This window comes from Acinetobacter sp. CIP 51.11 (genome assembly GCF_000369665.1).
GTDB lineage: Bacteria > Pseudomonadota > Gammaproteobacteria > Pseudomonadales > Moraxellaceae > Acinetobacter > Acinetobacter lwoffii_S.
The window spans coordinates 372,580-395,482 of the sequence record NZ_KB850128.1 but is presented as its reverse complement, the minus strand read 5'-3'; the positions used below and the strand labels follow the sequence as shown (position 1 = coordinate 395,482).

The window sequence follows — 22,903 nt, the reverse complement described above, 5'->3', positions numbered from 1 at the left end:
CGTGTCTATGACAGATCGTATCAGTGAAGTGGTAAGAAATACCAACGAAACCAAAATTCGAGTTCGTTTGAATCTCGATGGTACTGGTCAAGGCACCTTAAACACGGGTATTCCCTTTTTAGATCATATGATTGATCAAATCAAGCGTCATGGCCTGTTTGATATTGATATTCATTGTGATGGCGACCTGGAAATTGACGACCATCATACTGTGGAAGACTGCGGTATTACGCTGGGTCAGGCATTTGCACAGGCATTAGGCGATAAAAAAGGCCTGAAACGCTATGGTCATTTCTATGCGCCACTCGATGAGTCTTTAAGCCGTGTCGTGGTGGATCTGTCTGGTCGTCCGGGTCTGTTTATGGATATTCCATTTACCCGTGCCATGATCGGCCGTTTTGATGTGGATTTATTCTCTGAGTTTTTCCAGGGCTTTGTAAACCATTCCTTGATGACGGTGCATATCGACAACCTGAAAGGCAAAAACAGCCATCACCAGATCGAAAGCGTATTTAAAGCATTTGCGCGTGCGCTGCGTATGGCCTGTGAAGTGGATCCACGTGCTGCCAATACAGTAGCTTCAACCAAAGGTACACTGTAATGACCCGTATTGCCCTTCTTGATTATGGCATGGGAAATTTGCACTCTGCGGCAAAAGCATTAGAACATGTCGGTGCCACAGTTGATGTGACCAATGATCCAAAACTGATTGCGCAAGCAGACAAGATTGTCTTTCCGGGCGTAGGCGCGATGCGTGACTGCATGCAAGGTATGCATGAAGCCGGAATTGATGAAGTGGTACGCAATGCCGTATTTAACAAACCGGTGTTGGCCATTTGTGTCGGCATGCAAGCCTTGATGCAGCATTCTGAAGAAAATGGTGGTACCGATGCACTGGGTATTTTTGAAGGTGCGGTTAAGCATTTTCCGGAAATGGCAGGTTTAAAAGTACCGCATATGGGCTGGAACCAGGTGCATCAGGCTGATCCCGATCATCCGATGTGGAACGATATCGAACAGGATGCGCGTTTCTACTTTGTACATAGCTACTATGTAGAACCACAAGATTCAGACTTGGTGGCAGCTACTTGTACCTATGGCATTGAGTTCTGTACTGCAATTCATAAAGAAAACCTGTTCGCGACCCAGTTCCATCCAGAAAAAAGTCATACTGCCGGTTTGCAGTTATTGAAAAACTTTGTGGACTGGAAAATCTGATTTTCCTTTCGCCTAAAAGCTCGCAGATTGCGGGCTTTTTTATTGGTTATTTTTTACACTTTTCACTTGTAAAAAATCCCTTTATCATAGACTTGCTTATAAAAAATCTAATGAAAACAAAGGAAAAATAATGAGTAATACAATTCAGGATTCGGGGTGGAATGCATCAGGACGTTTTGGGCGACGTTCTTATATCGCATGGAATATGCTGCTTGGTTTTTGCTTTATGATCATCGGGATCATTGCTGCTTTCATTTTACCTGGAATGAGTCCAGAGACTTTAGATGGTAAAATCTCCATGCCTTTAATGGTGATGTTGGTTTTGATCTACGGCGTTGCGATTTATTTTAGCGTGATTTTTTTAATTCGTCGTTTACATGACCGTAATCATAATGGCTGGCTTTCTTTACTGATTTTTGTGCCTGTCGTGAACCTTGTCTTTACACTTTACCTGTTATTGGCACCAGGTCACAACGAAAATAATGAATATGGCCCTCCACGCACCACACGTGGCTGGGAAACGCTTTTGGTGGTGCTGTATCTGGTACTCGCGGTTATTTTGGCAGCTTTTGCTGTCCCTGCTTATCAGAATTATGTTGAACGTGCTCAACAGGCGCAGATGGAACAGAGTAGCTATCACACTGATTAATCCTGTTTAAATTTTGCATAAAGCCCATTCTTCATGTAATGCCAGTCAGTTAGGTAATTGACTGGCATTTTCTTTTTTAAATTCACGATTATATTTGATAAGTGGGAAAGTCATCCGCAACTGTTTGAGGCAGGACTACATTAACAAATGATTGTTTCTGCGACAAATTTACTATTGGATGGTGGCTGACGAGTTTTGCGGATGACAAATGCCTTTGGTTACTTTGGGCGAAACCAACGTGACAAATGATTTACAAACATTTGATTTAAAATGTTAAGACTCCTTCATGAACTATTAAAAGTTAAAGAATCTATTTCTAAATTCCTTAACTGATCAGCATTAATTCTTCATCGGCTTTATTTTTGCCTAGATCTAGAAAAATGATTAAGCTGAACGCATTCATTTCACGATTGAAGCTTATGCAACAGCTGCTGGACACTTTACCAAGCAAAGAACAAATTCAGGCCTTTCCTGTATTTCAAAATCTTCCGATGCAACAGATTCAGGTGATTAATAGCCTGGAACAGTGCCATGCTCTTGAACAGGAACTAAAAAGCCATGCAGTCCTGGGTTTCGATTCTGAATCCAAGCCCACCTTTAAAGTCGGTGAAGTCTCGACTGGGCCACATCTGATTCAGCTGGCGACTTTGAACAAAGCCTATTTATTTCAAATGAACCCCGCCATCTGGACATTTCTCGCGCCGATTTTTAGCAGTCGCGACCAGATCAAGGTCGGTTTTGGCCTGAAAAATGATGCGCACCTGTTCCGTAAAAAAGACGTTGAACTCAACAGTGTGGTCGAACTGTCTAAATGTTTTAAAGCTTTTGGCTTCAATAATCCGGTCGGATTAAAAAATGCCATGGCTTTGCTATTTCAAGTAAATTTTCCTAAATCCAAACGGATTAGTACCTCGAACTGGGCCAGCAAGAAGCTCAGCCCGGCACAAATTGATTATGCAGCAGCAGATGCCTATGCGCCCGTGCTGGTATTTGAAGAATTGTTGCGGCGGGGTCTCTTACCCAAAGAGATTCCCAATACTTCATTGAAATTAAGAATCCGCCCTTCATCGACAGCTTAATCGCTTGCGTGGCCTGCTGGTTTTGGCAACTTCATGTATACATGAAAGCCATGATGAGCGCGGTCGACGAGAGAGCTGTGACTTTAGCAGATCTTATAGCTTCGATTATCGACCCGCTCAGTACACGACCCGTTGTGGAACATCTGATCGCCATTCAAGAGACGGATCATTAAAATCATTAAAACGAGCAAAATAAATTATCTCACTGCTACCTATCTATGGACAGGTTTTCTTTATTCATACCGTTTAAGAGTTAGAAATTTCGACTTTATTTGCTAAGATGAATACACTCAAATTCATTCTAAAGATTAAGCAAGGAGCGAAAGCATGCTGATCATCCCTGCAATTGACCTGAAAGATGGCAAATGTGTCCGTTTAAAGCAAGGTCGTATGGAAGACGATACCGTATTTTCAGACGATCCGGTCGCAACAGCACAGCATTGGGTAAATGAAGGCGCTCGCCGCTTACATTTAGTAGATTTAAACGGTGCTTTCGCAGGTACACCAATCCATAAGCCAGTGGTTGAAGCCATTGTCCGATCTCAGCCTGATTTGCCGATCCAGATTGGTGGTGGTATCCGTTCTCTGGAAACCATTGAGCATTATCTGCAAGCCGGTGTTTCTTTTGTGATCATTGGCACCAAAGCAGTTCAGGATCCTGAATTTGTTGAAGAAGCATGTCGAAAATTTGCTGGTCATATTATTGTTGGGATTGATGCCATGAATGGCATGGTAGCAACAGATGGCTGGGCCAATGTGACTGATGTCAAGGCTACTGACCTGGCGAAACGTTTTGCCGATGCTGGCGTGTCAAGCATTGTCTACACGGATATCGCGCGTGATGGCATGATGCAGGGTGTGAATATTGAGCAAACCGTGAATCTGGCGCAATACTCAGGTTTGCCTGTGATTGCTTCAGGCGGCGTGACCAATCTGGATGACGTGCGTAACCTGAAAGACCAACCGGGTATTTTAGGTGCAATTACCGGCCGTGCGATTTACGAAGGTACATTAAGCTTGCGTGAAGCACAGTTATTGCTAGATGAGCAACAGGCGCTATAATTAAGTCTGCTGTAAAAGAGGTCTTCGGACCTCTTTTTTATTTTTTAATTTTCTGATCTCCTGGCATGTCTACACTTATTTCCAAAAATCACTCCGGCTGGATGGTGAAAGCGCCGCAACTCGCCCTGATCCTGATCACCATTATCTGGGGCGGCAGCTTTATTACCGTGCAATACGGGCTGAACTTTAGCAGTCCGATTATATTTGTCGGCCTGCGTTTTGCTGCGGCAGCGCTTGCCGTCACCCTGATTTCACTGAAGTCGCTAAAAGGCATGAACCTGAAAGAGGTGTTCGCTGGCGTGGTGATTGGCATCATGATCGCCATTGGCTACGGCACCCAAACTGTGGGCTTGCAGACCATCAGCAGCAGTGAGTCGGCCTTTTTAACCGCCTTGTATGTTCCGCTGGTTCCGATCCTGCTCTGGCTGCTATTTCGCAAAAAACCACATGTTATGACTTGGACCGGAGCGCTGTTTGCCTTTATCGGTCTGGTGTTTTTGACAGGAAATGGCTTTGCTGCGATTCAGCTCAGTTTCGGGCAAACCCTGACTTTGCTCGGTTCGATTGCGATTGCACTGGAGATTATTTTTATCAGCCATTTTGCCGAGCAGGTGAATGTACGCCGGGTCACGGTGCTGCAACTGATTTTTGCGTCCCTGTTCTGCTTTATGATCGCACCTGTTTTAGGTGAATCTCAGCTACCTGAATTCCACTGGCATCTGGCAGGGATTTTAGTCGGTTTAGGCATTGCCAGTGCCTTGATTCAACTGGTGATGAACTGGGCGCAGCGCATGGTCGATCCATCACAGGCAGCAATTATCTATGCCGGCGAACCGGTATGGGCAGCCCTGTTTGGCCGTCTGGCCGTCTGGCCGGAGAACGTTTACCGTCACTGGCTTTATTAGGCGGATTGCTGGTGGTACTGGGCGTGATTGCCAGTGAATGGAAACCGAAGTTTTTAAGAAAACAACCAACAGAAGAATTAAAGCAAGATCTTTCTTAATTCCGCTAAATCCCCCTGAAAAAGAGGGATTTTTTTCTCTAGGGAAATACGGCTAAAATTATTTGCTATACATCGGTCTATTGTCATTTAAGCGCATGATGCCGCGAATCGCCCGATACACAATCCAGATCCAGGCCAAAACCACCACTACCAAACAGAACGCGGATGCACCAAATGCGACCCCTGCAAACAGGTTAGGATCTTCACCGGTAAAGAACAAAAAGAAAAATGGAATAAAGGCGACGATATTCCAGAACAGATACCACCAGAAACTGCGGATCTGCCAGGTAAAATGGCTTTCAAAGATGGAACCGCGCACATCGCGCCGTTTCACATAGTTAATGATCAACGCCACGACAGCCAGCAGGCCAGCACTAAAAATGGCCACAATATATAAAATGTACAGTGCAAAAGTCAGTGTGCGGTTTGAGTCTTTATCAATGGAATAATTCACGTCCCCTCCTAGTACTTCCCCTAGATATTTAAACTATTCAACGGGGAAATCAGCCATATAATCAAAATGATGTTAAAGGCTATGGTACAAAAATATATCTGCCGGAAAGGTTGTTTTTGTGTTTTATGCCGTAATTTCTGCTGTGCCAGCCAGGCTGCCGGCCAGCCGCCCAAGAAGGCCACCAGATGCAGAGTATTTTCCGGAATACGACGATTACCCAGCTGGGCTGCTTCCTTGTCTTGCGCATAGAGCCAGTAGCTGAGCGCGTTCATCAGGCTGACCAGTAACAACACCAGTCCACTGAGTAAACTGCCCAAGGTCAAAGCCACCAAAAAAAGAATATAGAGCACACAGGCAATCTGCATCGGCTGTAATTTCTGTGCCTGCTGTGGCTTGGACGGTTTGAGTTTGGCTTGCAGACTTTTGGCTTGTGCGGCTTTCAGGTACATGACCTGCTGTGCGCGATAACGTCCGCGTTCATCCAGAATCACCAGATAATCCAGCGCACAGCCCACGATTGGACGTGGGCCAGGCTTGGCAAAGTCCTTGATATGCAGAAATACGCGATCTTTGGCTGGGTCACTGGGCTGGATAAAACCATAACCCTGATCATCAAACCATTCCACCAAACGTCCCTGATCGCGCATATCCCCTATCCCTTTTGATTTGATTGTTTAAGCGGTGACGAATTTTAAGCGTTCAATCAGCATATTACGCATTTCATCCGGATTTTTTTGCAAAATATCTTCGCCCGTCCGGCCTAATGCTGCATTACGCTGAGCCACCTGCAGGCGCATCATCCAGAACCGTCCTGCCGCCATGGCCAGATACAATTCCAGACAGGCGCGTTCATCACTGGTTAAAGAACGAATCGTTTCATAGGCATTTAAAAAGGCAATCGCTTTTTCTTCGTTCAAGACCACGTCAGGATATTCGGTACAGAAATCATTTAACGTAATGGCAATATCGAACAACCATTCATCTTTATTCAGCTCATAAAAATCCAGAATGCCATTCAGCTGATCGCCTTCAAACAAGGTATTGTCACGGAACAGATCCGAATGAATAAAACCGCGTGGACGATCCGGATATACCGCTGTCAACGCCTCATATAAACCTAATAATTTACCGAGCAAGACTTTATCTGCCGGACTTAAACTTGGTTTAATCTCTTGAGAAACGGCCAGCCAATAGGCATGATCACGCACAAAATTACGTTCTAATTTAAAGTCTTTGAGTGCCACATGCATTTTCGCCTGAGCCACTGCAATCGCTTCAACCTGCGCGACGGTAGATGGCATCGGATGTTCACCCATCAGGCGTGGTGCAATCTGTGCCGGTTTATCTTTAATGCTGTGAATGGCTTTGCCTGAATGGGATAAAGGCACTGGAACGGCCAACCCGGCGTGACCCAGATGTTCTAAAACAGGAACCAGCTCACCTGCTGCCTGTTCATCCATATCTTCAAATACGGTCAGCACATATTGCTGGTCTTCGCAGACTAAAAAGTAGTTGGTATTTTGAATACCGCCTTGAATGGGAATCAGATCAATCACCTTTAAACCATAAGGCGCCGCAAAATCCTGAACTTCCTTTAAAGTCAAAGTGGTATAAACCGACATAGAAAACCTGCGAAAAAACTTACATAATTTTGCTAGAATACCGTTTCCATCTGCCAAGGTGTAGCGCTTGCGTGGGTGAGTTTCATAATCGGCTGTAATAATTGGAAAAATTTATGCTAGCTAAACGTATTATTCCTTGTCTGGACGTGGATAACGGCCGCGTGGTCAAGGGTGTCCAGTTCCTTGATATTCGTGATGCGGGTGACCCGGTCGAAGTGGCGCGCCGTTATAATGAACAAGGTGCCGATGAAATTACTTTCCTTGATATTACCGCTACACATCATGGACGCGACACGACTTACCGCACAGTAGAACGCATGGCTGAATCGGTTTTTGTACCTCTGACTGTCGGTGGCGGTGTACGTAAAGTCGAAGATATCCGTCTATTACTCAATGCCGGTGCAGACAAAGTCAGCATCAACTCGGCTGCGATTTATAATCCCGAGTTTGTGCAGGAAGCGTCTCAACGCTTTGGCGCGCAGTGCATCGTGGTTGCAATTGATGCCAAAAAAACTGGCGACCACAAATGGGAAATTTTCACCCACGGTGGCCGTAAAGAAACCGGGATTGATGCGATTGAATGGGCTGTGAAAATGGCTGACTTCGGCGCAGGTGAATTACTGATTACTTCGATGGATGCCGATGGCACCAAAGCCGGTTACGACATTGCCCTGATGCGTGCCATCAATGACCGCGTCACGGTACCGACGATTGCTTCTGGTGGTGTGGGTAATTTACAGCATTTGGCGGACGGCATTATCCATGGTGGTGCTGATGCAGTACTGGCAGCTTCAATTTTTCATTTTGGCCAGCACACCATTCCGGAAGCCAAAGCCTATATGGCAGCCCAAGGTATTGAAATGCGCCTTTAAGCCGTTTTAGATGATGATTTAATTAAAGAGTGTTTTTATAAACACTCTTTTTTTATGCCTTAAATAAAACAACACAGCAAATACGGGACAAAAAAAAGGAGTCTTTCGACTCCTTATAAAACCAAGATAAGACTACAGCACTTGGTATTCAAAATAACTCATTACACCCAGAAACATTATCAGTATGAGGCTTTGCTCACCGACAGGAGCAAATATAAGTGAAATCCACAGGACAATATTGACAATACAATCGTATTTTATTGACAAATCACGACAAAGCCCTATTTTACTCCATAACCTGCGTATTTAACTGCTTCATTACCGTATTTTTTGCAGTATTTTTTGTCATTTTAGAGGAAGCATCGGCCGATTTAACCGGAAAATATTGCGCTGCCCAGCGGTTCAGTTTTTCCGAGATCGGTGCAGGCAAGCTCAAACCTAAAGGATTCTGTTCCTGCAAATCTGCCGAGGAAATCACCCGGGTCCCGAGTAGATAGTCAAACCAGGGCTTGGTGACGCACCAGTTGGCATCCTGATTACTATTCATATGATGATCATAATGCCAGGGTAATTTCTTTTTGGCCCATTCCGGTTCCAGATGAGCCCGGCGATGTAAATAATAATAGTTGCCTGCACTATACAGGGCGGCCAGTGACATGCCTTTGGAGAAGGGATAAAAACTGAGTCCAAAGACGGTCGCAACGACTGCCAGTGAGGCAATTTCATTGCGGGTACGCCAGTTGTCCAATCCTTCTACATAGCCGAAATCGGAAAATTCCGTTTTTCGCACAATCCGGTGATGCTCCCAATGTGAGCGCATACTCTCGGGTACCGGACTATAACGGCTCTGTCCCGGCTGGTGAACACCATGCAATACATATTTATGTGCAAACCATTCAAATCCATTTGCGACGACAAGTCCTGCCAGAAAACCTTTCCACATAATCTTTTACCTCTTGGTCTATTTTTAATATAGGCTAAATAAAAGACTAGATATTGACCAAAATATTCAATATGATTGACAAAATACGACAAAATAAAAGAATTAAAAATGCTGGTTCTAAAAAACTACGTAGGTTCAGTATACGGTGGTTTAGGACATTTACTTTTGGACTATTATCAGTTGAAACAGCTTGAAGTCCCTGAGAAATTATTGGCCATTCAAAATCTGGAACGCTTTGATTTCGCCTTGTGGCGTGATCTGTTAACGACACTTGATCAACAGCTGCAACGACCGGCTTTAGGCTTGGAAATCGCCCAACTGGTTGAAGCTAAACACCTCGGTATTATTGGCTATCTGGCACTCTCAAGTGAGACCTTGGGTGAAGCCTTTATGCGCTATCATGATTATCATCGTCTGATTTATGATGGCGGCCCACTTCAGCTGCAATGGCAAGGCGATTATCTGTCGATTGGCTGGGTTGAAGTTCCCTTTCATCTGAATACCCAACTGACCGATGAAATCGCGATTGCGCTAATGACGGAATTCGTAAAAGCTAATGTTCAGAACCCGCACGTGGTTCAGTTATATGAAGTGCATTTCCAGCATGCAATGCCTAAAAATATTGTACTCTATGAGCAGTATTTCGGCTGTAAAGTCCGATTTTCTCAAGCCAGAAATCAGGTATTAATGCATGTCAGTGAACTGTCCAGGCCGCTGAAACAGGGCGACCAGACCTTGCAAAAACTGCTGATGCAACAGGCCAAAGCATTATTAGAAAAATTTCCGTACTCCACTCTGGTAGATCAGCAGCTGCAACAGGCGATTCTAATTGGCCTGCAAAAAAACCTGTTCCAGATCAAACATATTGCCGAGCAGATGAATTTTTCCGTGCGTCAGTTACAACGCCATTTACAAAAACAGGGCAAAACTTATCAGCAATGTATGCAGGAGATTCGCTGCATGCTGGCTATGCAATATCTGAAAGATCCGCACTTGAGTTTGCAGGAGACTGCCATGTTACTGGGTTATTCTGAACAAAGTGCGTTTCAGCGCGCCTTTAAGCAATGGACTCAACTGACGCCGCAGCAGTGGCGCCAACAGAATATGTCAGCCGCTTAAACCACTAACATGTTGGTTTAATATACGGGCTTCAAGCAGCGTTGATAATTTAAATCCCTTGTCCCTATGACCTAATAATAAATATAAAAATAAGGACTTAGAATATGGATAAATATCTTGCCGAATTGCTCGGCACATTCTGGCTGGTGTTTGGAGATATTACGGGAGCAGAGAAATTAAGCTTTTCAATAAAAGCCATCTAAAAAGCCATGATTTCTAGATTCTATTTTTCTGCATGTTTCACATGGAGCATGCAGATCATCGCGCTTAAAAATGCTTATAAAAATGGATTTTCAATTTCATCCAGATCATCACGCTGAATTTTTTCTGGCAAGTCCTGCGTGTTTTCCAGTTGTTGTACCACATCATTCAGAAAAGCCTGCAAGGCTTTGGCCACTTTCAGTCCCTGCTGATCCTTGGTGATTTGCAAGTTGCCATACAGGCTGACGCAGTCCAGATCATTTTCCAAAGTCAGATCATGAATGGCATGGGATTCGCTGCCATTTTCAAATGCTTTAAACATATCCTCTTCACCTGTCTTTGTTATTTTCAATGAACGTCTGATGTCGATGCTACCCGAATCCCGGTTTTTTCAGCAAGCTTATTTCAACAGGTGCAAAATATATTGCAACAAGGCATCAATCAGCTGTTTCACAATGGTATCTTGCGTTGCATTGTCTATCGCACCGCCAGTCGCAGAGGAGGCCGAACTGCTTGAACCGGAAGACTTAAACTCGCGTTGTAATGCCTGCAGGTTTTCTTCAGAAACCTCTTCGGCACACTGACTTTCTGCATCCCAATTAGAGTATTCAATTTTCTGGTTGGCTTTTACGGCATTTCCAGTCAGTGGCAGCTTATAGGTATTGCGTTTCTGTTCTTCGGTAAGCTGCGGGAACAGGTTAATTCCAAGCTGTTCTTCCAGATAGCAGACACTGACAATACGCACTTTCAGTGAATTGTCATTCGGTGCATAGTAAGCACCAATAGCACCGGTTTTCGGCATATAAACCGCCTTATAGACCGCGGTTGGCACAATCACGCCATTGCCAATGGTTTTCAGCTTCTTCCCGGCAAAGACCGGCCCGGTTACCACATAAACATCCTGTTTCTGCTTGGTCACAATGGTACGAGTGGCTTCTTCCAGCTCACGCCAGACTTGCTGATTATTCTTGGGCGCTTGCGGCACCATATTGGCCAATGAAAAACTGTCAGACTGCGCAGCCTTGTTAGGCATATCCGCATTCGGCGCCATATGACCGCGGTCATAACCTGAACCACGATAATCCGCCAATGTGGCACGATGCTTCGCACTGACCCGATCTTCTTCATGAAAATTATCTTCACGGGGAATTTTCTGGCTTAAGCGTGCTGGCGTTAAGGCTTCTGCAACCCAAAGTGGCGTTTTAGATACCCCGGAATAACCGACATTAAAGCCATTAAAACACAGCGAATAGCTGTCTTTTTTCAGGCTGTCTTTCATCAAATATGGCGGTACATCACGATAAAACTGGTTCAGACAGGCAGAATCACTGGAAGAGGATAGTGACACCCACTGACTGATTTTTTCCTGACCAAAAGCGATGGCGAAGCTGCTCGAAGCCACCACGCCCAGAATGACTTTAATACTATTATCATTTAAAAACTGAAAAAAAGAGTTCTTGGGTTTACGCTGCTTCTTGGCCATTCTTACACGTACTTTTTAGATCAATACAGATTTTGACCGAGCTTAACAAGCTGTATAAGTGAAGTATATCTTGGCTCTACCATTCGTTTACTAAATAAACAATAAGTATCCAAAATCCCGGGCAGTTGTAACAAACTGTCTAATTTTATTTCTTTTTAAATGAGGTTTCTCGGTGTTTGCGTAGCTTTGTTTGGCTCAGTAGATTGAGTGTGTAAAGCTAACGGCCTATCTCAATTCGTACAATTATTAGCAATGGTGTCAATCATGAATTCCAAACTCTCTAAAGCATTAGGTTTAGGATTATTCACAAGTGTGATCAGCGTAGCTGCATTTGCTGAGCCACCGGTTCAACCAGGTGAAACACTTGAAAGCTTGTCTAAAGCTAAAATTAGTACCAAGGTGAATGGTCAGGAAGCCTCTTTAGAAAGCTTGGTGAACTCTGGTCAGATTCGTCTGGTCGATCCGCGTGCAGCAGCACCGCAACCAGCCATGCCAAACACACAGGCACCAATGCCCAATGATCCAGCAATGACTCAGGCACCAAATTCAGGTACTGTTTCTCCTCAACCACCTGTCACAGAACCAGGTATGAATGAAGCAGAGGTGCCGGCCAATCTGGTTGAACCAGCCACTGAATCAGAAGTAGAAGCCAGCACGTCTATGATGACGCCTCAACAACAACCAACACTGGAAGAACAACAAGCAGCTGTACCAGCAATGTCTGAAGAGCAACAGCAAGCAGCTATTGCTTCAGAACAACCGATGCCTGAAGCACAGCAACAAGCGGCTGTGACTGAAGCAGATGTGAGCAATGAACAAACTGAAATTGCAGCTCAATCTGATGCAGAGCCAGTACTGATGGAAGAACCTTTGAATGCTGCGCCTGAAGTGCCGGCTGCGGTAGAACTCGAACAATAATCTGAAACTCATTTATTTATTGTTTCTCTCATAAAAAAACCAGAGTGTGCCTCTGGTTTTTTTTATGCTTTTTATTTTATTTACATCTGAATCTGGGTGCCCAGCTCGACCACACGGTTGGGTGGAATTTGATAGAAATCACTGACCGGACTGGTATTGCGCTGCATAGAAATAAACAGCTTTTCCCGCCACGGTGCCATGCCCTCACCCACAGTATGCATAATCCGTTCACGTGAAATAAAGAAACTGATCTGCATCAGGTCATATTCAAAATCCCATTGCTCATAGGCCTGTTGTAAAGCTTCCGGAATATTCGGCTGATCCTTAAAACCATAATAGATAAACACCCGGTAAAAATGCTCACTCAGTTTTTCCAGTTCAATCCGGTCCTGCCTGTCAACAAAAGGAATATCCCGGGTAATCACCGTCAACATGATATTGCGTTCATGCAAGACCTTATTGTGCTTAATATTATGCAACATGGCATGCGGAACAATATTTGGTGTACCGGTCAGGAAAATGGCATCGCCTGGCACAAACTTGGTGCCTTCCCCCATCGAAATACTTTTAATAAACAGATCAATCGGCAAGGCATCCTGTTCCAGCCGGTTCAGTACCAACGCACGCCCGTCTTTCCAGGTCATGAGAATCGTAAACAGTACCGCACCAATCAGAATTGGCACCCAGCCACCCGAAGCGATTTTCAAGGACGTTGAGGCCACAAAGACTAAATCCAGTGCCAGGAATGGTACAGCAAATAACGCTACTTTCCAGACCGGCCAACGCCAGAAGCCATAGGCCAGAATCGAGATCAAAATGGTGCCGCAGAGCATGGTCATGGTCACCGCAACGCCATAAGCACTGGCCAGATTGGCACTATTTTCAAACAGTAAAATCAGGATCAGCACCGAGATAAACAACATCCAGTTAATGAAAGGCAGATAAATCTGGCCACGCTCCAATGCAGAGGTATGCTTGACTGACAGGCGCGGCAGATAACGCAGTTGAATGGCCTGATTGACCATAGAAAATACGCCAGTAATGACCGCCTGTGAGGCAATCACCGCCGCTGCAGTGGCCAGTCCAATCATCGGGAACAAAGCCCAGTCTGGCAGCAGCATATAGAAAGGATTCGCCAGTGCTTCAGGACTACGCAGTAACAAAGCGCCTTGCCCAGCATAATTCAGCAATAAACATGGCAAGACAATAATGAACCAGGCCAGACGAATCGGCAGACGACCAAAATGCCCCATATCGGCATAAATCGCTTCACCACCGGTCATGGTCAGAATGACCGCCCCCATGGTCAGAAAAGCCACATAGGGCTGATCGACCACAAAATGATAGGCCCAGTAGGGATTCACCATCCAGAGTACAAATGGAGTCTGGATGATGCTCCACAAACCAAAACCGCCAATGGACAAAAACCAGAGCATGGTTAAAGGCCCAAAAAATTTGCCCATCGTGGCTGTGCCGTGTCGCTGTACCATAAACAGTCCGGCCAGAATCCCTATCGATAAAGGCACCAACCACTGATTGAAAATGGGCGTGGCAATACTCAGGCCTTCAATGGCTGATAGCACGGAGATTGCTGGGGTAATAATCCCGTCACCGAAAAATAGCGATGCGCCGACAAAACCCAAAGCGATCAGGAATATTTTCTTTTGATCAGAGATTCGTGTGGTACGCAGGTTTAATGCCAACAGTGACATGATCCCGCCCTCGCCGTTGTTATCGGCACGCATGATCACTATGACGTATTTAAAGCTGATGGTAAGCATCATGCACCAGAAAATCAGGGACAGGATGCCGAGTACAGAAGCTTCGCTAATGGCAAGATGTGCGGTGAGGAAACATTGGCGCAGTGCATAGAGCGGACTGGTACCAATATCTCCGAAAACGACCCCAAGCGCAGCCAGTGTAATCACCGGGAGAGCTGCCTTTTGTGCAGTGCTTTGCATATATTGTCTTCGTTTTTAACAAGCATTTTTGCGAATCATAGCACCGCATTAAAAGTTTTTCCGCAAATCAATTGTTTCAGCTTGGCACAGCTGGTTTTTTTCGCTATTATCCTCGGCCTATGGTGAGGTGTCCGAGTGGCTGAAGGAGCACGCCTGGAAAGTGTGTAAACGTTTATAGCGTTTCGAGGGTTCGAATCCCTCTCTCACCGCCAGAATTTAAAAACCCGAATCACATGATTCGGGTTTTTTATATTTAATTTTATCCATCATCTGATTAGCAAAAAAATTATCTGCTTAGATCTTAAAATATTATTATCAATCACCTTATACAAATCATTGAATTGATATCAAGCCTCGTTCATAAAAATCTTTTGCAACACAACAATTACGCTCAATTCTATTTTTAAAAATCTTCATTTTTCATCAGCCAGAAAACTGATGAATTGTGCAGTTTCTGTACGCCATTCATTTCAGGTTTTTATTTATATGTTCAAACAAAAAAACTGGCACAGAAATAGCTTAATTTTATTGTCATCAAAGCTATGTTATGTTGCTTATAAATCAACTAAAAGGAGAATAAAAACCACAGGATAGAAAGAAATAACCAAGTGAACCGGGCCATTCAAATTTGAAGTAAAAAATAGATACACTGCTATTCGGAGAGCGAACATGAATAACAGCGCAAACTATGCCAAACAGATTAAAAATGCAAAACGTGGCGGTTATACCCCGACCATTGCCAAGGACATCAATAAACATAAAATTCAAAAAGCATTGAGACTCATCGAACAATGGAGAAGCCTCGCTCAAGAACTCAAACCTCAAATGCAGTTTGATATGGCCTTTACTTTAGAGGAATGTGCACAAGAATTAGATCGCATCCTGAAAAACAGATAAACCTTATAACCGACTCATATCCATAGCAAATCCTATGCTTTCACCCTCGCCCATATCTGCACATATGGGCCATTTCTTTGCACATAATCAAAAACAGAACTTTTCATCCATCCGGTCAAAATAAACAAATCCTGCCGAAACTGATTGAACGGTTATTTTTTGGCTTGCGTGACCCAAAAAAATCTGTAAAATGCACTCCACCATGCCGGCATAGCTCAGTTGGTAGAGCAACTGACTTGTAATCAGTAGGTCCACAGTTCGAATCCGTGTGCCGGCACCATATCTTAGCCTCGCTTTTTAGTGAGGCTTTGATGTTTCTGGGTTTTAGTATTTTGAGCTGAGTCTTCTTGCACTTTCTAGTGCTTCGATTGTGCCGTCACTTGCACATATCTCACAATCCCTTCCTGATATAATTTTCGGCATAGTTTCGCTGTCATCTGAATTTTAAAATGATCCAGTTTTGAACCTTGAGCCTGATCATCTGATGCTTTTGAATTCAAAGTTTTTTGCACGTAATCCGCAAAGCCGGAAAATACCGGCTCGGACAGATCCTGAATCTGAATATTTTTAAATTCAAATCGATCCAGAAAGGCATATAGTGCCCCCACTGTCATTAAATCTTTTAAATTCACATCAGCAGATTTCAATAAAAACTGATATTTACGCCGTTGTAATGCATTTAAATTTTCCCAACGCTCGGACAAAACCAGATGATGAAAACCAATCCGCGCATTTGAGTTTAAAACACTGCGGACCTGCTCCAAGAATACAGGCACAGGGCTGTGATAAGCCGCATCTAGGCATAGCACCACATCAAAACACTGGGAAAACAGCAATTCTTTTAAACGCAAAAATGACGCCTGATAAATGGCATTCAGTTCTGGCAAATGTTGCTGAATATTAGCCACACAGGCAGCCTGCAGCTCAACCCCGGCCAGATATTGCACCTGATAATGTTGCTGCCAGTGCAGCAAGCTGGCGCCCTGACCGCAGCCCAAATCCAGCAGTTTATCTTTTGAATTTAAATTTACAGTTTGCGCAAGGTGATCGGCCAGCATACGACAGGCAGCCGCATAATCCTGCTGACCTGCTTGCCAATACCCTAAATTGCTCCAGGGCAATTGCGCGTGATCGCCCAACACAGCGGCATCAATCGCATACTTGTGCTGGGGAAGACGCTGACGCAGTGCCTGAAGCCATTGCATGGATTAATAACCCAGTTGCGGTGCAACCTCGACCACAGGTTTTAAACCCTGAAATGGTAAAGGTGCACCAAAAATTTCCGCAATTTTCATCGCTGAGGTCACTGCCGATTCCAGAATTGGCAAACCGTCACATGACCATGAACCGCAGAAGAAGACTTTACGATTGGCATCCAGATGACGTTGCTGCAATTCCTTATTCAGTGCCACGGTATTGGCATCGACCACTGCACGCGTTAGCATCACCGATTTGATCACTTTTTTCGGATCAATCTCGGTTACCGGACGCCAGGTCTGAAACACGGCCGACTTGCCGACCAAAGAAGGTTCAATCGAGTTAAGCCACACGGTAAATTGCTGACGGGTAAATTTACGGTCCATCATATAGCTGAGTACGGCCCAGTCTTTACGTTTTGGCGGCATTACGCTGGCATCGGTATGAATCACCAGTTCGCCTTGTTCGAATTTGAATTTCTTCAATAATTCAATTTCACTGGCAAACTGTACCGGATCCAGGAATTGCTCAATTTTGGTGGTCGGTGTTGCGACAATCACCCGGTCAAACAGTTTTGAATAACCGGCCGCATTTTCCACTTTGACCTGATCGCCCTGCTCTTGTACCAGTGTAATTGCTGAACCGTCTTCAATCTGAATGCCTTCAATCAGCTTGTCGACCAGTGCCGGTGTACCGCCTTGCAGACGCAGTAAAGCATCACCATCGGTCAATTGACGCAGGAAAATTAACAACGGTTTAGCTGGCCATTCACCAATGGTTTTCGGATTGCAGGTACAGATGGTATATAGCACCGGCATCACCGCACCGTGCCAGAACACTTCTTCAATCTCGTTACGATTGATAAATTCTGCCAGGCTGATGTCCTGATTTTTCGATTTAAAGAATTTGGTCAATGCAACTTTTAACTGCAACAGGCCTTTGACCAGACGCCAGCCATACTGCTGCAGGCCTTTACGGTTATTGATAATCGGGATATTGCCAATTCGGCTACGCGATGTGGTCAGCCAGGTTTCAGTTTTATCTTCAAATAACCAGCTGCAGGCCATATAGGTCCGCACCGGATAAGTTTTAATGCCCAGATGCGTGGCCAGACTCAGGGTGTTTTTCCACAGATAGGGGTTCATCACACGTAAAGGTGCGTCAATCAGGCCCCCTTCAAATTCAAGGCTATGACTGTCCATGCCGCGACCTGGAAGTGCTTCAAAAATCGTGATGTGATGCCCTGCGTCCTGGAGAATTCTGGCTGTAGCCAGTCCGGCCATGCCACTACCAATTACTGCGATATCCAAACTGATCATCCGTCATTGAAAAACTACAGAAATTATGTACCATGCGCCAATCAAACAGGTTATTAAAATCTTCCAGAATATATGTTTTTCGTAAAGGCCTTTTTGTTCACTTTCACCTGCTTTTTATTCATTTTTTTGCAGCAGTTAAAATTCCATCAAATATAGGATTTTATTTATATTTTTATTTAAAATATAAAAAAATTACTTTAAAAACAAATAATTTAATTAACCATTTTTATAATCCTTGGTTGACAAAAACTTTTAAAATACCTATGATTCGCAGCATAAGAAAACCATAAATTCATCCGGTTCCATTCAGATGCGTTTATGCGAAAATTGTTTAAAACGACAAGAAACTACAGCGCCTTATAAAATAAAAGCCTCTGCGAAAGCAGAGGCTTCTTTGTTTTCAGGCCTGGTTGATCATGCAGCATGGTATTGAGCTTACTTTATTGCCTCTCATAAGCCGCTTAAAAAGCATAGAGTGCAATTCCTCAATCCTCATGTTGTTCTCAAATAGAAATCAAATGGCATGATTTTTTTGTCTAGAATTCATAAATCTCTAAACTAAAAAAATAAAAAATCCAGCAACTTATGCTGGATTTTTTGCTTCAAAGAACTAGGTTCGAATTAGATTTTACCCACCAGGTCGATTGACGGCGCTAGTGTAGCCTCGCCTTCTTTCCATTTTGCTGGACAAACTTCACCTGGGTGCGCATGTACATATTGTGCAGCTTTCACTTTACGAAGAAGCTCTTGGGCATCACGGCCAATACCACCCGCGTTGATTTCAATGATCTGGATTTTACCTTCTGGATCAATCACGAAAGTACCACGATCTGCCAGACCTTCAGCTTCAATCAATACTTCGAAGTTTTTAGACAAAGTCCAGGTTGGATCACCAATCAATGGATACTGGATTTTACCAATCACGTCAGAGGTATCATGCCAAGCTTTATGGGTGAAATGAGTATCGGTAGACACGCCATAGATTTCTACACCCATTTTCTGGAATTCAGCATACTGATCAGCAAGATCGCCTAATTCAGTTGGACAAACAAAGGTGAAATCTGCAGGATAGAAAAACACCACTGACCATTTTCCTTTCAGGTCTTGCTCAGAAACTTCGATGAACTGACCATTGTGGTAAGCAGTTGCATTGAATGATTTGATTTCAGTATTGATTAAACTCATGAGATATTTCCTCTGGCTTATTTCTGGAATTGCTTATCTTGTGAAGCTAGAATACGAAAAATTTCAAAATAGGTAAAACCGCAAGTTTTTATAAAAATGATCGCTTTTTTAGATCATTAATTTCTATGAGTATTGTTAATCTCATTTATTTTCTCGATGCAGAGTTGTGCTGATCAAAAGCAAGATAATGCTTTAACACTTATGATTCTTCTAATAAGTCGGGCTTTATGCAAACTCAATACCAATCTTCAAGACATAAAAAACCCACCGCATTCAGGTGGGTTTTAATGATGATCTACCGTTCTAATAGATCAAAATGGAAGGTCATCATCTAGATCTGCTGCAGGTGCTGCTGTTGGAGCAGGTGCAGATTTTGGCGCAAAACCACTCGGATTATTATTGCCATAACCACCGCCCTGGTTGTTGCTAAAACCGCCTTGCTGTGGCGCTGAACCATAACCTGATTGCGGGTTATTGCCATAACCACCCTGGTTGTTGTTCGCCTGATTATTGTTATTAAAGCGTGGCTGGTTAAAGCTGCTCTCGCCCTGATCATTTTGAGGACGGCTAGAGTCTAACATCTGCATTTGTTCACCACGAATTTCCGTCGTATAGCGCTCCTGACCATTCTGGTCAGTCCACTGACGGGTACGTAATGAACCTTCAATATATACTTTTGAGCCTTTACGAAGATATTGCTGTGCAATTTCACCTAAACGGTTATGCAACACGATACGGTGCCATTCCGTTTGTTCTTTACGTTCACCGGTACTTTTATCTGTCCACGAATCGCTGGTTGCGATCGAGAATTGAGTCAGAGAGCCACCATTTGCAAAAGTTTTGGTTTCCGGATCTTTACCCAAAGTACCCACTAAAATAACTTTATTTACACCACGCATTTGCCGTTTACTTCCTATATATTTCTGTATTTTACTTTATAAGAGTTATGCTTAAATGGCTACCTCTTTACCCAACAAGTGCGTTAATTGTTGTCGCGAAGCATCATCAATCTGCTGTTTATCGACTTTTACATAGGCAACTTGCTGTTCAGACATCACCACGACCTCTTCAATACCACGAATCGCCAAAAGCTGAGAAGTCCATTCGTCAGTTTGTCTGCTTTCCGGCAAACGCAACACCAGCGATGACAGATAGCGTGGCTGTGCCAGTCCTAAACTCATCAGCAGCCAGATTATCGCGATCCCTGTCAGGATACTCCAGCCCATCGAGGTATTGTTCAGCAGTAATAATTGTCCACCAATCATACCGCCAAAGAACGCCCCTAAAAACTGGCTGCTGGCATTTATGCCCATTGCGGTGGCTTTGGACTGGATCGGTGCCGCTTTCGACAACCAGGACGGCAACAAGGCTTCCATCACATTAAAAGCAATAAAGAACAGCCCTAGACCAATCAGCAAGACATATTTGGATTCAAAACCAAATGCCATCACCATTAGGCCCAGAATAATGCCAGTAATGGCCACCAGAAAAATCGCGCGCATTTTGTGGTATTTTTCTGCCAGGATAATACTTGGAAAAGCAAAAAACAGGCTCAGCACCAACAGCGGCAAATATACCCAGCCATGACTGGACAGTGGCAGATCAGCAAATTCGATCAGCTGCGAAGGTACATAGATAAACATGGCGGTGAGCAATAAATGCAGGGTAAAAACCGACACATGCAGACGATTCAGATCTCCGATTTTGATTACCTGTTTCAACTGTGCCAGATAACCTTGCTGAAAGTTTTTATGATGCCGCGTGACCTTAGGCACCATCAACAGCATGGCAATCGCCGCCAGGCCCATCACCGTAGTGACCCAGAACAACCCAGAGATACCCACCAGACCCGTCAGCCAGGGCCCCAGACTAAAGGCCACCACAAAAGACAGGCCGATACTCATGCCCATCATCGCCATGGCTTTCATGCGGTTTTCTTCACGGGTGACATCTGCCAGCAGCGCCATCACCACAGCAGATACTGCGCCACCACCGGCGATCGCTCGGCCGATAATCACGCCATAAATGGTGTCCGACATGGCCGCAATTGCACCGCCCAGCGCAAATAGTAGCAGCCCTAAAACCACCAGTGGCTTACGGCTGTAACGGTCGGCAATCAGGCTGAATGGAATCTGTAACAGTGCCTGGGTCAGACCATAGACCCCGACCGCCAAACCGATCAGTGCAGGCGTCGCATATTGATATGCCTGCCCTGCCACAGAAAATACCGGGATAATCATAAACAACCCCAGCATGCGCAGTGCAAAAATACTGCTCAGGGCAAAGGTTGAACGACGTTCTAAAGCATTCATCATAAATTATGGCGATTGGGTTAATTAATCTGGAGCCCAGATTATAGGACATTCAGCTCATTAATAAGACATGAATTTTATTTGAAATAAAGATGATGCCAATCTAAAAACAAAAAAGCGCAGCCGGAGCTACGCTTTTTATTCAGGAACAGCGCTTTATTTGTCTAAAGCCGCCTGACGCTTTTTGTATTGAATCGAGGCAAATACTGCCCAGACAATAAAGGCTACACCGATCAGACCGGTTACCACTTCTGGCACATGCAGACCGGTTCCGCTGGCAATCATAATGAAAGCCAGTGCACCGATGGCATAATGCGCACCATGTTCCAGGTAGATATAAGCATCCAATGTGCCCTGCTCAACCAGATAAATCGTCATTGAACGGACAAAGATCGCACCAATTGCCAGACCCAGCATGATGATGACCACGTCTGAGGTAATCGCAAAGGCACCGATCACGCCATCAAAACTGAAAGAGGCATCCAGGACTTCTAGATAGAGGAAACCACCAATACCGGCTTTCACTACACCCGTCGGTACGCCATTTTCATCATGACGAATGGCATTGCCTTCTTCATCGACTTCCGGTTCACCACCGAGCATATGGCTCAGAACCTGCACACCGATATAAATCACGATGCCCCAGATCCCCGCCATAGTCACTGCCAGACGCTTAGCTTCATCGACATTGGCTGCCATAATTAACAAGGCTACCAGTGCGATAAACACCGACATCGCCGGTACATTGGCCAGATTGGACAGACGGCGTTCCACCCGTCTGAACCAGTGCGTGTCTTTTTCTTCATCCAGGAAGAAGTTCAGGAATACCATCAACAGAAAAGCACCACCAAAAGCAGCAATTTCAGGATGATGTGCCATTAAACGTGCTGAATATTCTTTCGGATCATTCAGGGCCAGACGTACTACTTCCATAAAGCCCAGGTCTGCAGTCACTGCAACAATGACCACTGGGAAGATCAAACGCATCCCGAAGACTGCAATCAGAATACCGACTGTCAGGAACAGCATTTTCCAGAAATGATCCCAACCCCGTAGGACTGAGGCATTGACAACCGCGTTATCAAAGGACAACGACACTTCCATAATCGCCAGAATAGCGGTAATGGTCAGCGCTGTGAGCATGGTTTGCAGGCCTGCGTCAGGACCATGGGTATAACCCCAATATGCAGACAAACCAAGACACACGATCGAAAATGCAATCGAGAAACCAAAATGTTTCAACATACACAACGACCTTGGATAAATTAAATAAATGTATGGCTGCGAGAGAGCAGCAATACGAATAGGAAAAGTTAAGCTAATTATGAAACTTTTAGCGCATAAACCAAAGCACTTCCTGAGCTGTTTTATCTTATTTTCTGTTTTTAAAATTTGCCGATCTTTTAAAC

Annotated in this window: 22 protein-coding genes, 2 tRNA genes and 1 pseudogene; 12 read left to right on the top strand and 13 right to left on the bottom strand. The window is 44.4% G+C overall.

The genetic code is table 11. The annotated features are described in order from the left end of the window. Positions 1-7 precede the first annotated feature (7 nt). The 6 genes and pseudogenes from hisB to F894_RS02110 all read left to right on the top strand — a co-directional run bounded on the left by hisB (position 8) and on the right by F894_RS02110 (position 5,011). A complete protein-coding gene (gene hisB, locus F894_RS02135) occupies positions 8-601 on the top strand; it encodes an imidazoleglycerol-phosphate dehydratase HisB (RefSeq protein WP_004729244.1) in 594 nt (197 codons plus the stop codon). Then, on the top strand, positions 601-1,218 hold the full coding sequence (gene hisH / locus F894_RS02130) for an imidazole glycerol phosphate synthase subunit HisH (RefSeq protein ID WP_005108100.1): 618 nt from the start codon (positions 601-603) through the stop codon (positions 1,216-1,218). The genes hisB and hisH overlap by 1 nt, the downstream gene beginning before the upstream one ends. 130 nt (positions 1,219-1,348) lie before the next feature. After that, the gene (locus F894_RS02125; RefSeq protein WP_005245796.1) at positions 1,349-1,867 is read left to right on the top strand and encodes a DUF805 domain-containing protein; all 519 of its coding nucleotides are present in this window, start codon (positions 1,349-1,351) and stop codon (positions 1,865-1,867) included. Between the two features lie 419 nt (positions 1,868-2,286). Beyond that, complete coding sequence (locus tag F894_RS02120; RefSeq protein ID WP_005245795.1) at positions 2,287-2,946, top strand: 3'-5' exonuclease; 660 nt, start codon at positions 2,287-2,289, stop codon at positions 2,944-2,946. Between the two features lie 327 nt (positions 2,947-3,273). Continuing rightward, on the top strand, positions 3,274-4,008 hold the full coding sequence (gene hisA, locus F894_RS02115) for a 1-(5-phosphoribosyl)-5-[(5-phosphoribosylamino)methylideneamino]imidazole-4-carboxamide isomerase (protein ID WP_004278658.1): 735 nt from the start codon (positions 3,274-3,276) through the stop codon (positions 4,006-4,008). Positions 4,009-4,073: 65 nt separating this feature from the next. After that, positions 4,074-5,011, top strand: a pseudogene (locus F894_RS02110) (DMT family transporter). A gap of 58 nt (positions 5,012-5,069) precedes the next feature. On the opposite strand, the gene F894_RS02105 reads toward F894_RS02110, so the two are convergent. The 3 genes from F894_RS02105 to F894_RS02095 are packed head-to-tail and all read right to left on the bottom strand — an operon-like array spanning position 5,070 to position 7,087. Then, the gene (locus F894_RS02105; RefSeq protein ID WP_004729233.1) at positions 5,070-5,465 is read right to left on the bottom strand and encodes a DUF4870 family protein; all 396 of its coding nucleotides are present in this window, start codon (positions 5,463-5,465) and stop codon (positions 5,070-5,072) included. Between the two features lie 20 nt (positions 5,466-5,485). Then, positions 5,486-6,112, bottom strand: a complete 627-nt coding sequence (locus tag F894_RS02100) for a DUF1294 domain-containing protein (protein WP_005105395.1) — start codon at positions 6,110-6,112, stop codon at positions 5,486-5,488. A gap of 27 nt (positions 6,113-6,139) precedes the next feature. Beyond that, complete coding sequence (locus F894_RS02095; protein ID WP_005245792.1) at positions 6,140-7,087, bottom strand: homoserine kinase; 948 nt, start codon at positions 7,085-7,087, stop codon at positions 6,140-6,142. A 113-nt stretch (positions 7,088-7,200) separates the two neighbouring features. Here F894_RS02095 and hisF point away from each other — a divergent pair, with 113 nt between their 5' ends. After that, positions 7,201-7,959, top strand: a complete 759-nt coding sequence (gene hisF / locus F894_RS02090; RefSeq protein ID WP_004647284.1) for an imidazole glycerol phosphate synthase subunit HisF — start codon at positions 7,201-7,203, stop codon at positions 7,957-7,959. A gap of 286 nt (positions 7,960-8,245) precedes the next feature. Here the strand turns inward: hisF and F894_RS02085 are convergent, their stop codons facing one another. Continuing rightward, positions 8,246-8,902 carry a sterol desaturase family protein gene (locus F894_RS02085; RefSeq protein WP_005245791.1) on the bottom strand — a complete coding sequence of 219 codons (657 nt, stop codon included), beginning with the start codon at positions 8,900-8,902 and terminating at the stop codon, positions 8,246-8,248. Positions 8,903-9,010: 108 nt separating this feature from the next. Between F894_RS02085 and F894_RS02080 the strand changes: the two genes are divergently transcribed. Then, positions 9,011-10,021 carry an AraC family transcriptional regulator gene (locus tag F894_RS02080; RefSeq protein WP_005245790.1) on the top strand — a complete coding sequence of 337 codons (1,011 nt, stop codon included), beginning with the start codon at positions 9,011-9,013 and terminating at the stop codon, positions 10,019-10,021. A gap of 277 nt (positions 10,022-10,298) precedes the next feature. Here F894_RS02080 and F894_RS02075 read toward each other — a convergent pair whose 3' ends face one another. Next, positions 10,299-10,544 (bottom strand): hypothetical protein, encoded by a 246-nt coding sequence (locus tag F894_RS02075; protein WP_005105385.1) that lies wholly within the window; start codon positions 10,542-10,544, stop codon positions 10,299-10,301. A 78-nt stretch (positions 10,545-10,622) separates the two neighbouring features. Continuing rightward, on the bottom strand, positions 10,623-11,705 hold the full coding sequence (locus F894_RS02070; protein WP_005245786.1) for a DNA/RNA non-specific endonuclease: 1,083 nt from the start codon (positions 11,703-11,705) through the stop codon (positions 10,623-10,625). Between the two features lie 264 nt (positions 11,706-11,969). On the opposite strand from F894_RS02070, the gene F894_RS02065 reads away from it, so the two are divergent. Then, positions 11,970-12,623, top strand: a complete 654-nt coding sequence (locus tag F894_RS02065) for a hypothetical protein (protein WP_005245784.1) — start codon at positions 11,970-11,972, stop codon at positions 12,621-12,623. Positions 12,624-12,703: 80 nt separating this feature from the next. Here F894_RS02065 and F894_RS02060 read toward each other — a convergent pair whose 3' ends face one another. Then, a complete protein-coding gene (locus tag F894_RS02060) occupies positions 12,704-14,584 on the bottom strand; it encodes a potassium transporter Kup (protein WP_005245782.1) in 1,881 nt (626 codons plus the stop codon). A gap of 121 nt (positions 14,585-14,705) precedes the next feature. Here F894_RS02060 and F894_RS02055 point away from each other — a divergent pair. From F894_RS02055 to F894_RS02045, 3 genes are all read left to right on the top strand, one after another. After that, positions 14,706-14,796 (top strand) — tRNA-Ser (locus F894_RS02055). Between the two features lie 457 nt (positions 14,797-15,253). Further along, complete coding sequence (locus tag F894_RS02050; protein WP_004647282.1) at positions 15,254-15,481, top strand: hypothetical protein; 228 nt, start codon at positions 15,254-15,256, stop codon at positions 15,479-15,481. 204 nt (positions 15,482-15,685) lie between these two features. After that, a tRNA-Thr gene (locus tag F894_RS02045) sits at positions 15,686-15,761 on the top strand. Positions 15,762-15,837: 76 nt separating this feature from the next. Here F894_RS02045 and F894_RS02040 read toward each other — a convergent pair. The 6 genes from F894_RS02040 to F894_RS02015 form a co-directional block, all read right to left on the bottom strand. After that, positions 15,838-16,686, bottom strand: a complete 849-nt coding sequence (locus F894_RS02040) for an SAM-dependent methyltransferase (RefSeq protein WP_005245780.1) — start codon at positions 16,684-16,686, stop codon at positions 15,838-15,840. Between the two features lie 3 nt (positions 16,687-16,689). Continuing rightward, positions 16,690-17,997 carry an FAD-dependent oxidoreductase gene (locus F894_RS02035; RefSeq protein WP_005245778.1) on the bottom strand — a complete coding sequence of 436 codons (1,308 nt, stop codon included), beginning with the start codon at positions 17,995-17,997 and terminating at the stop codon, positions 16,690-16,692. Between the two features lie 621 nt (positions 17,998-18,618). Then, on the bottom strand, positions 18,619-19,182 hold the full coding sequence (gene ahpC, locus F894_RS02030) for an alkyl hydroperoxide reductase subunit C (protein WP_005105379.1): 564 nt from the start codon (positions 19,180-19,182) through the stop codon (positions 18,619-18,621). A gap of 311 nt (positions 19,183-19,493) precedes the next feature. Then, positions 19,494-20,081: a single-stranded DNA-binding protein gene (ssb, locus tag F894_RS02025; protein WP_005245776.1), complete on the bottom strand. Its 588-nt coding sequence runs from the start codon at positions 20,079-20,081 to the stop codon at positions 19,494-19,496. A gap of 51 nt (positions 20,082-20,132) precedes the next feature. After that, positions 20,133-21,497: an MFS transporter gene (locus F894_RS02020; RefSeq protein ID WP_034437977.1), complete on the bottom strand. Its 1,365-nt coding sequence runs from the start codon at positions 21,495-21,497 to the stop codon at positions 20,133-20,135. A 153-nt stretch (positions 21,498-21,650) separates the two neighbouring features. Continuing rightward, the gene (locus F894_RS02015) at positions 21,651-22,739 is read right to left on the bottom strand and encodes a DUF475 domain-containing protein (RefSeq protein WP_004647275.1); all 1,089 of its coding nucleotides are present in this window, start codon (positions 22,737-22,739) and stop codon (positions 21,651-21,653) included. Positions 22,740-22,903: the final 164 nt, after the last annotated feature.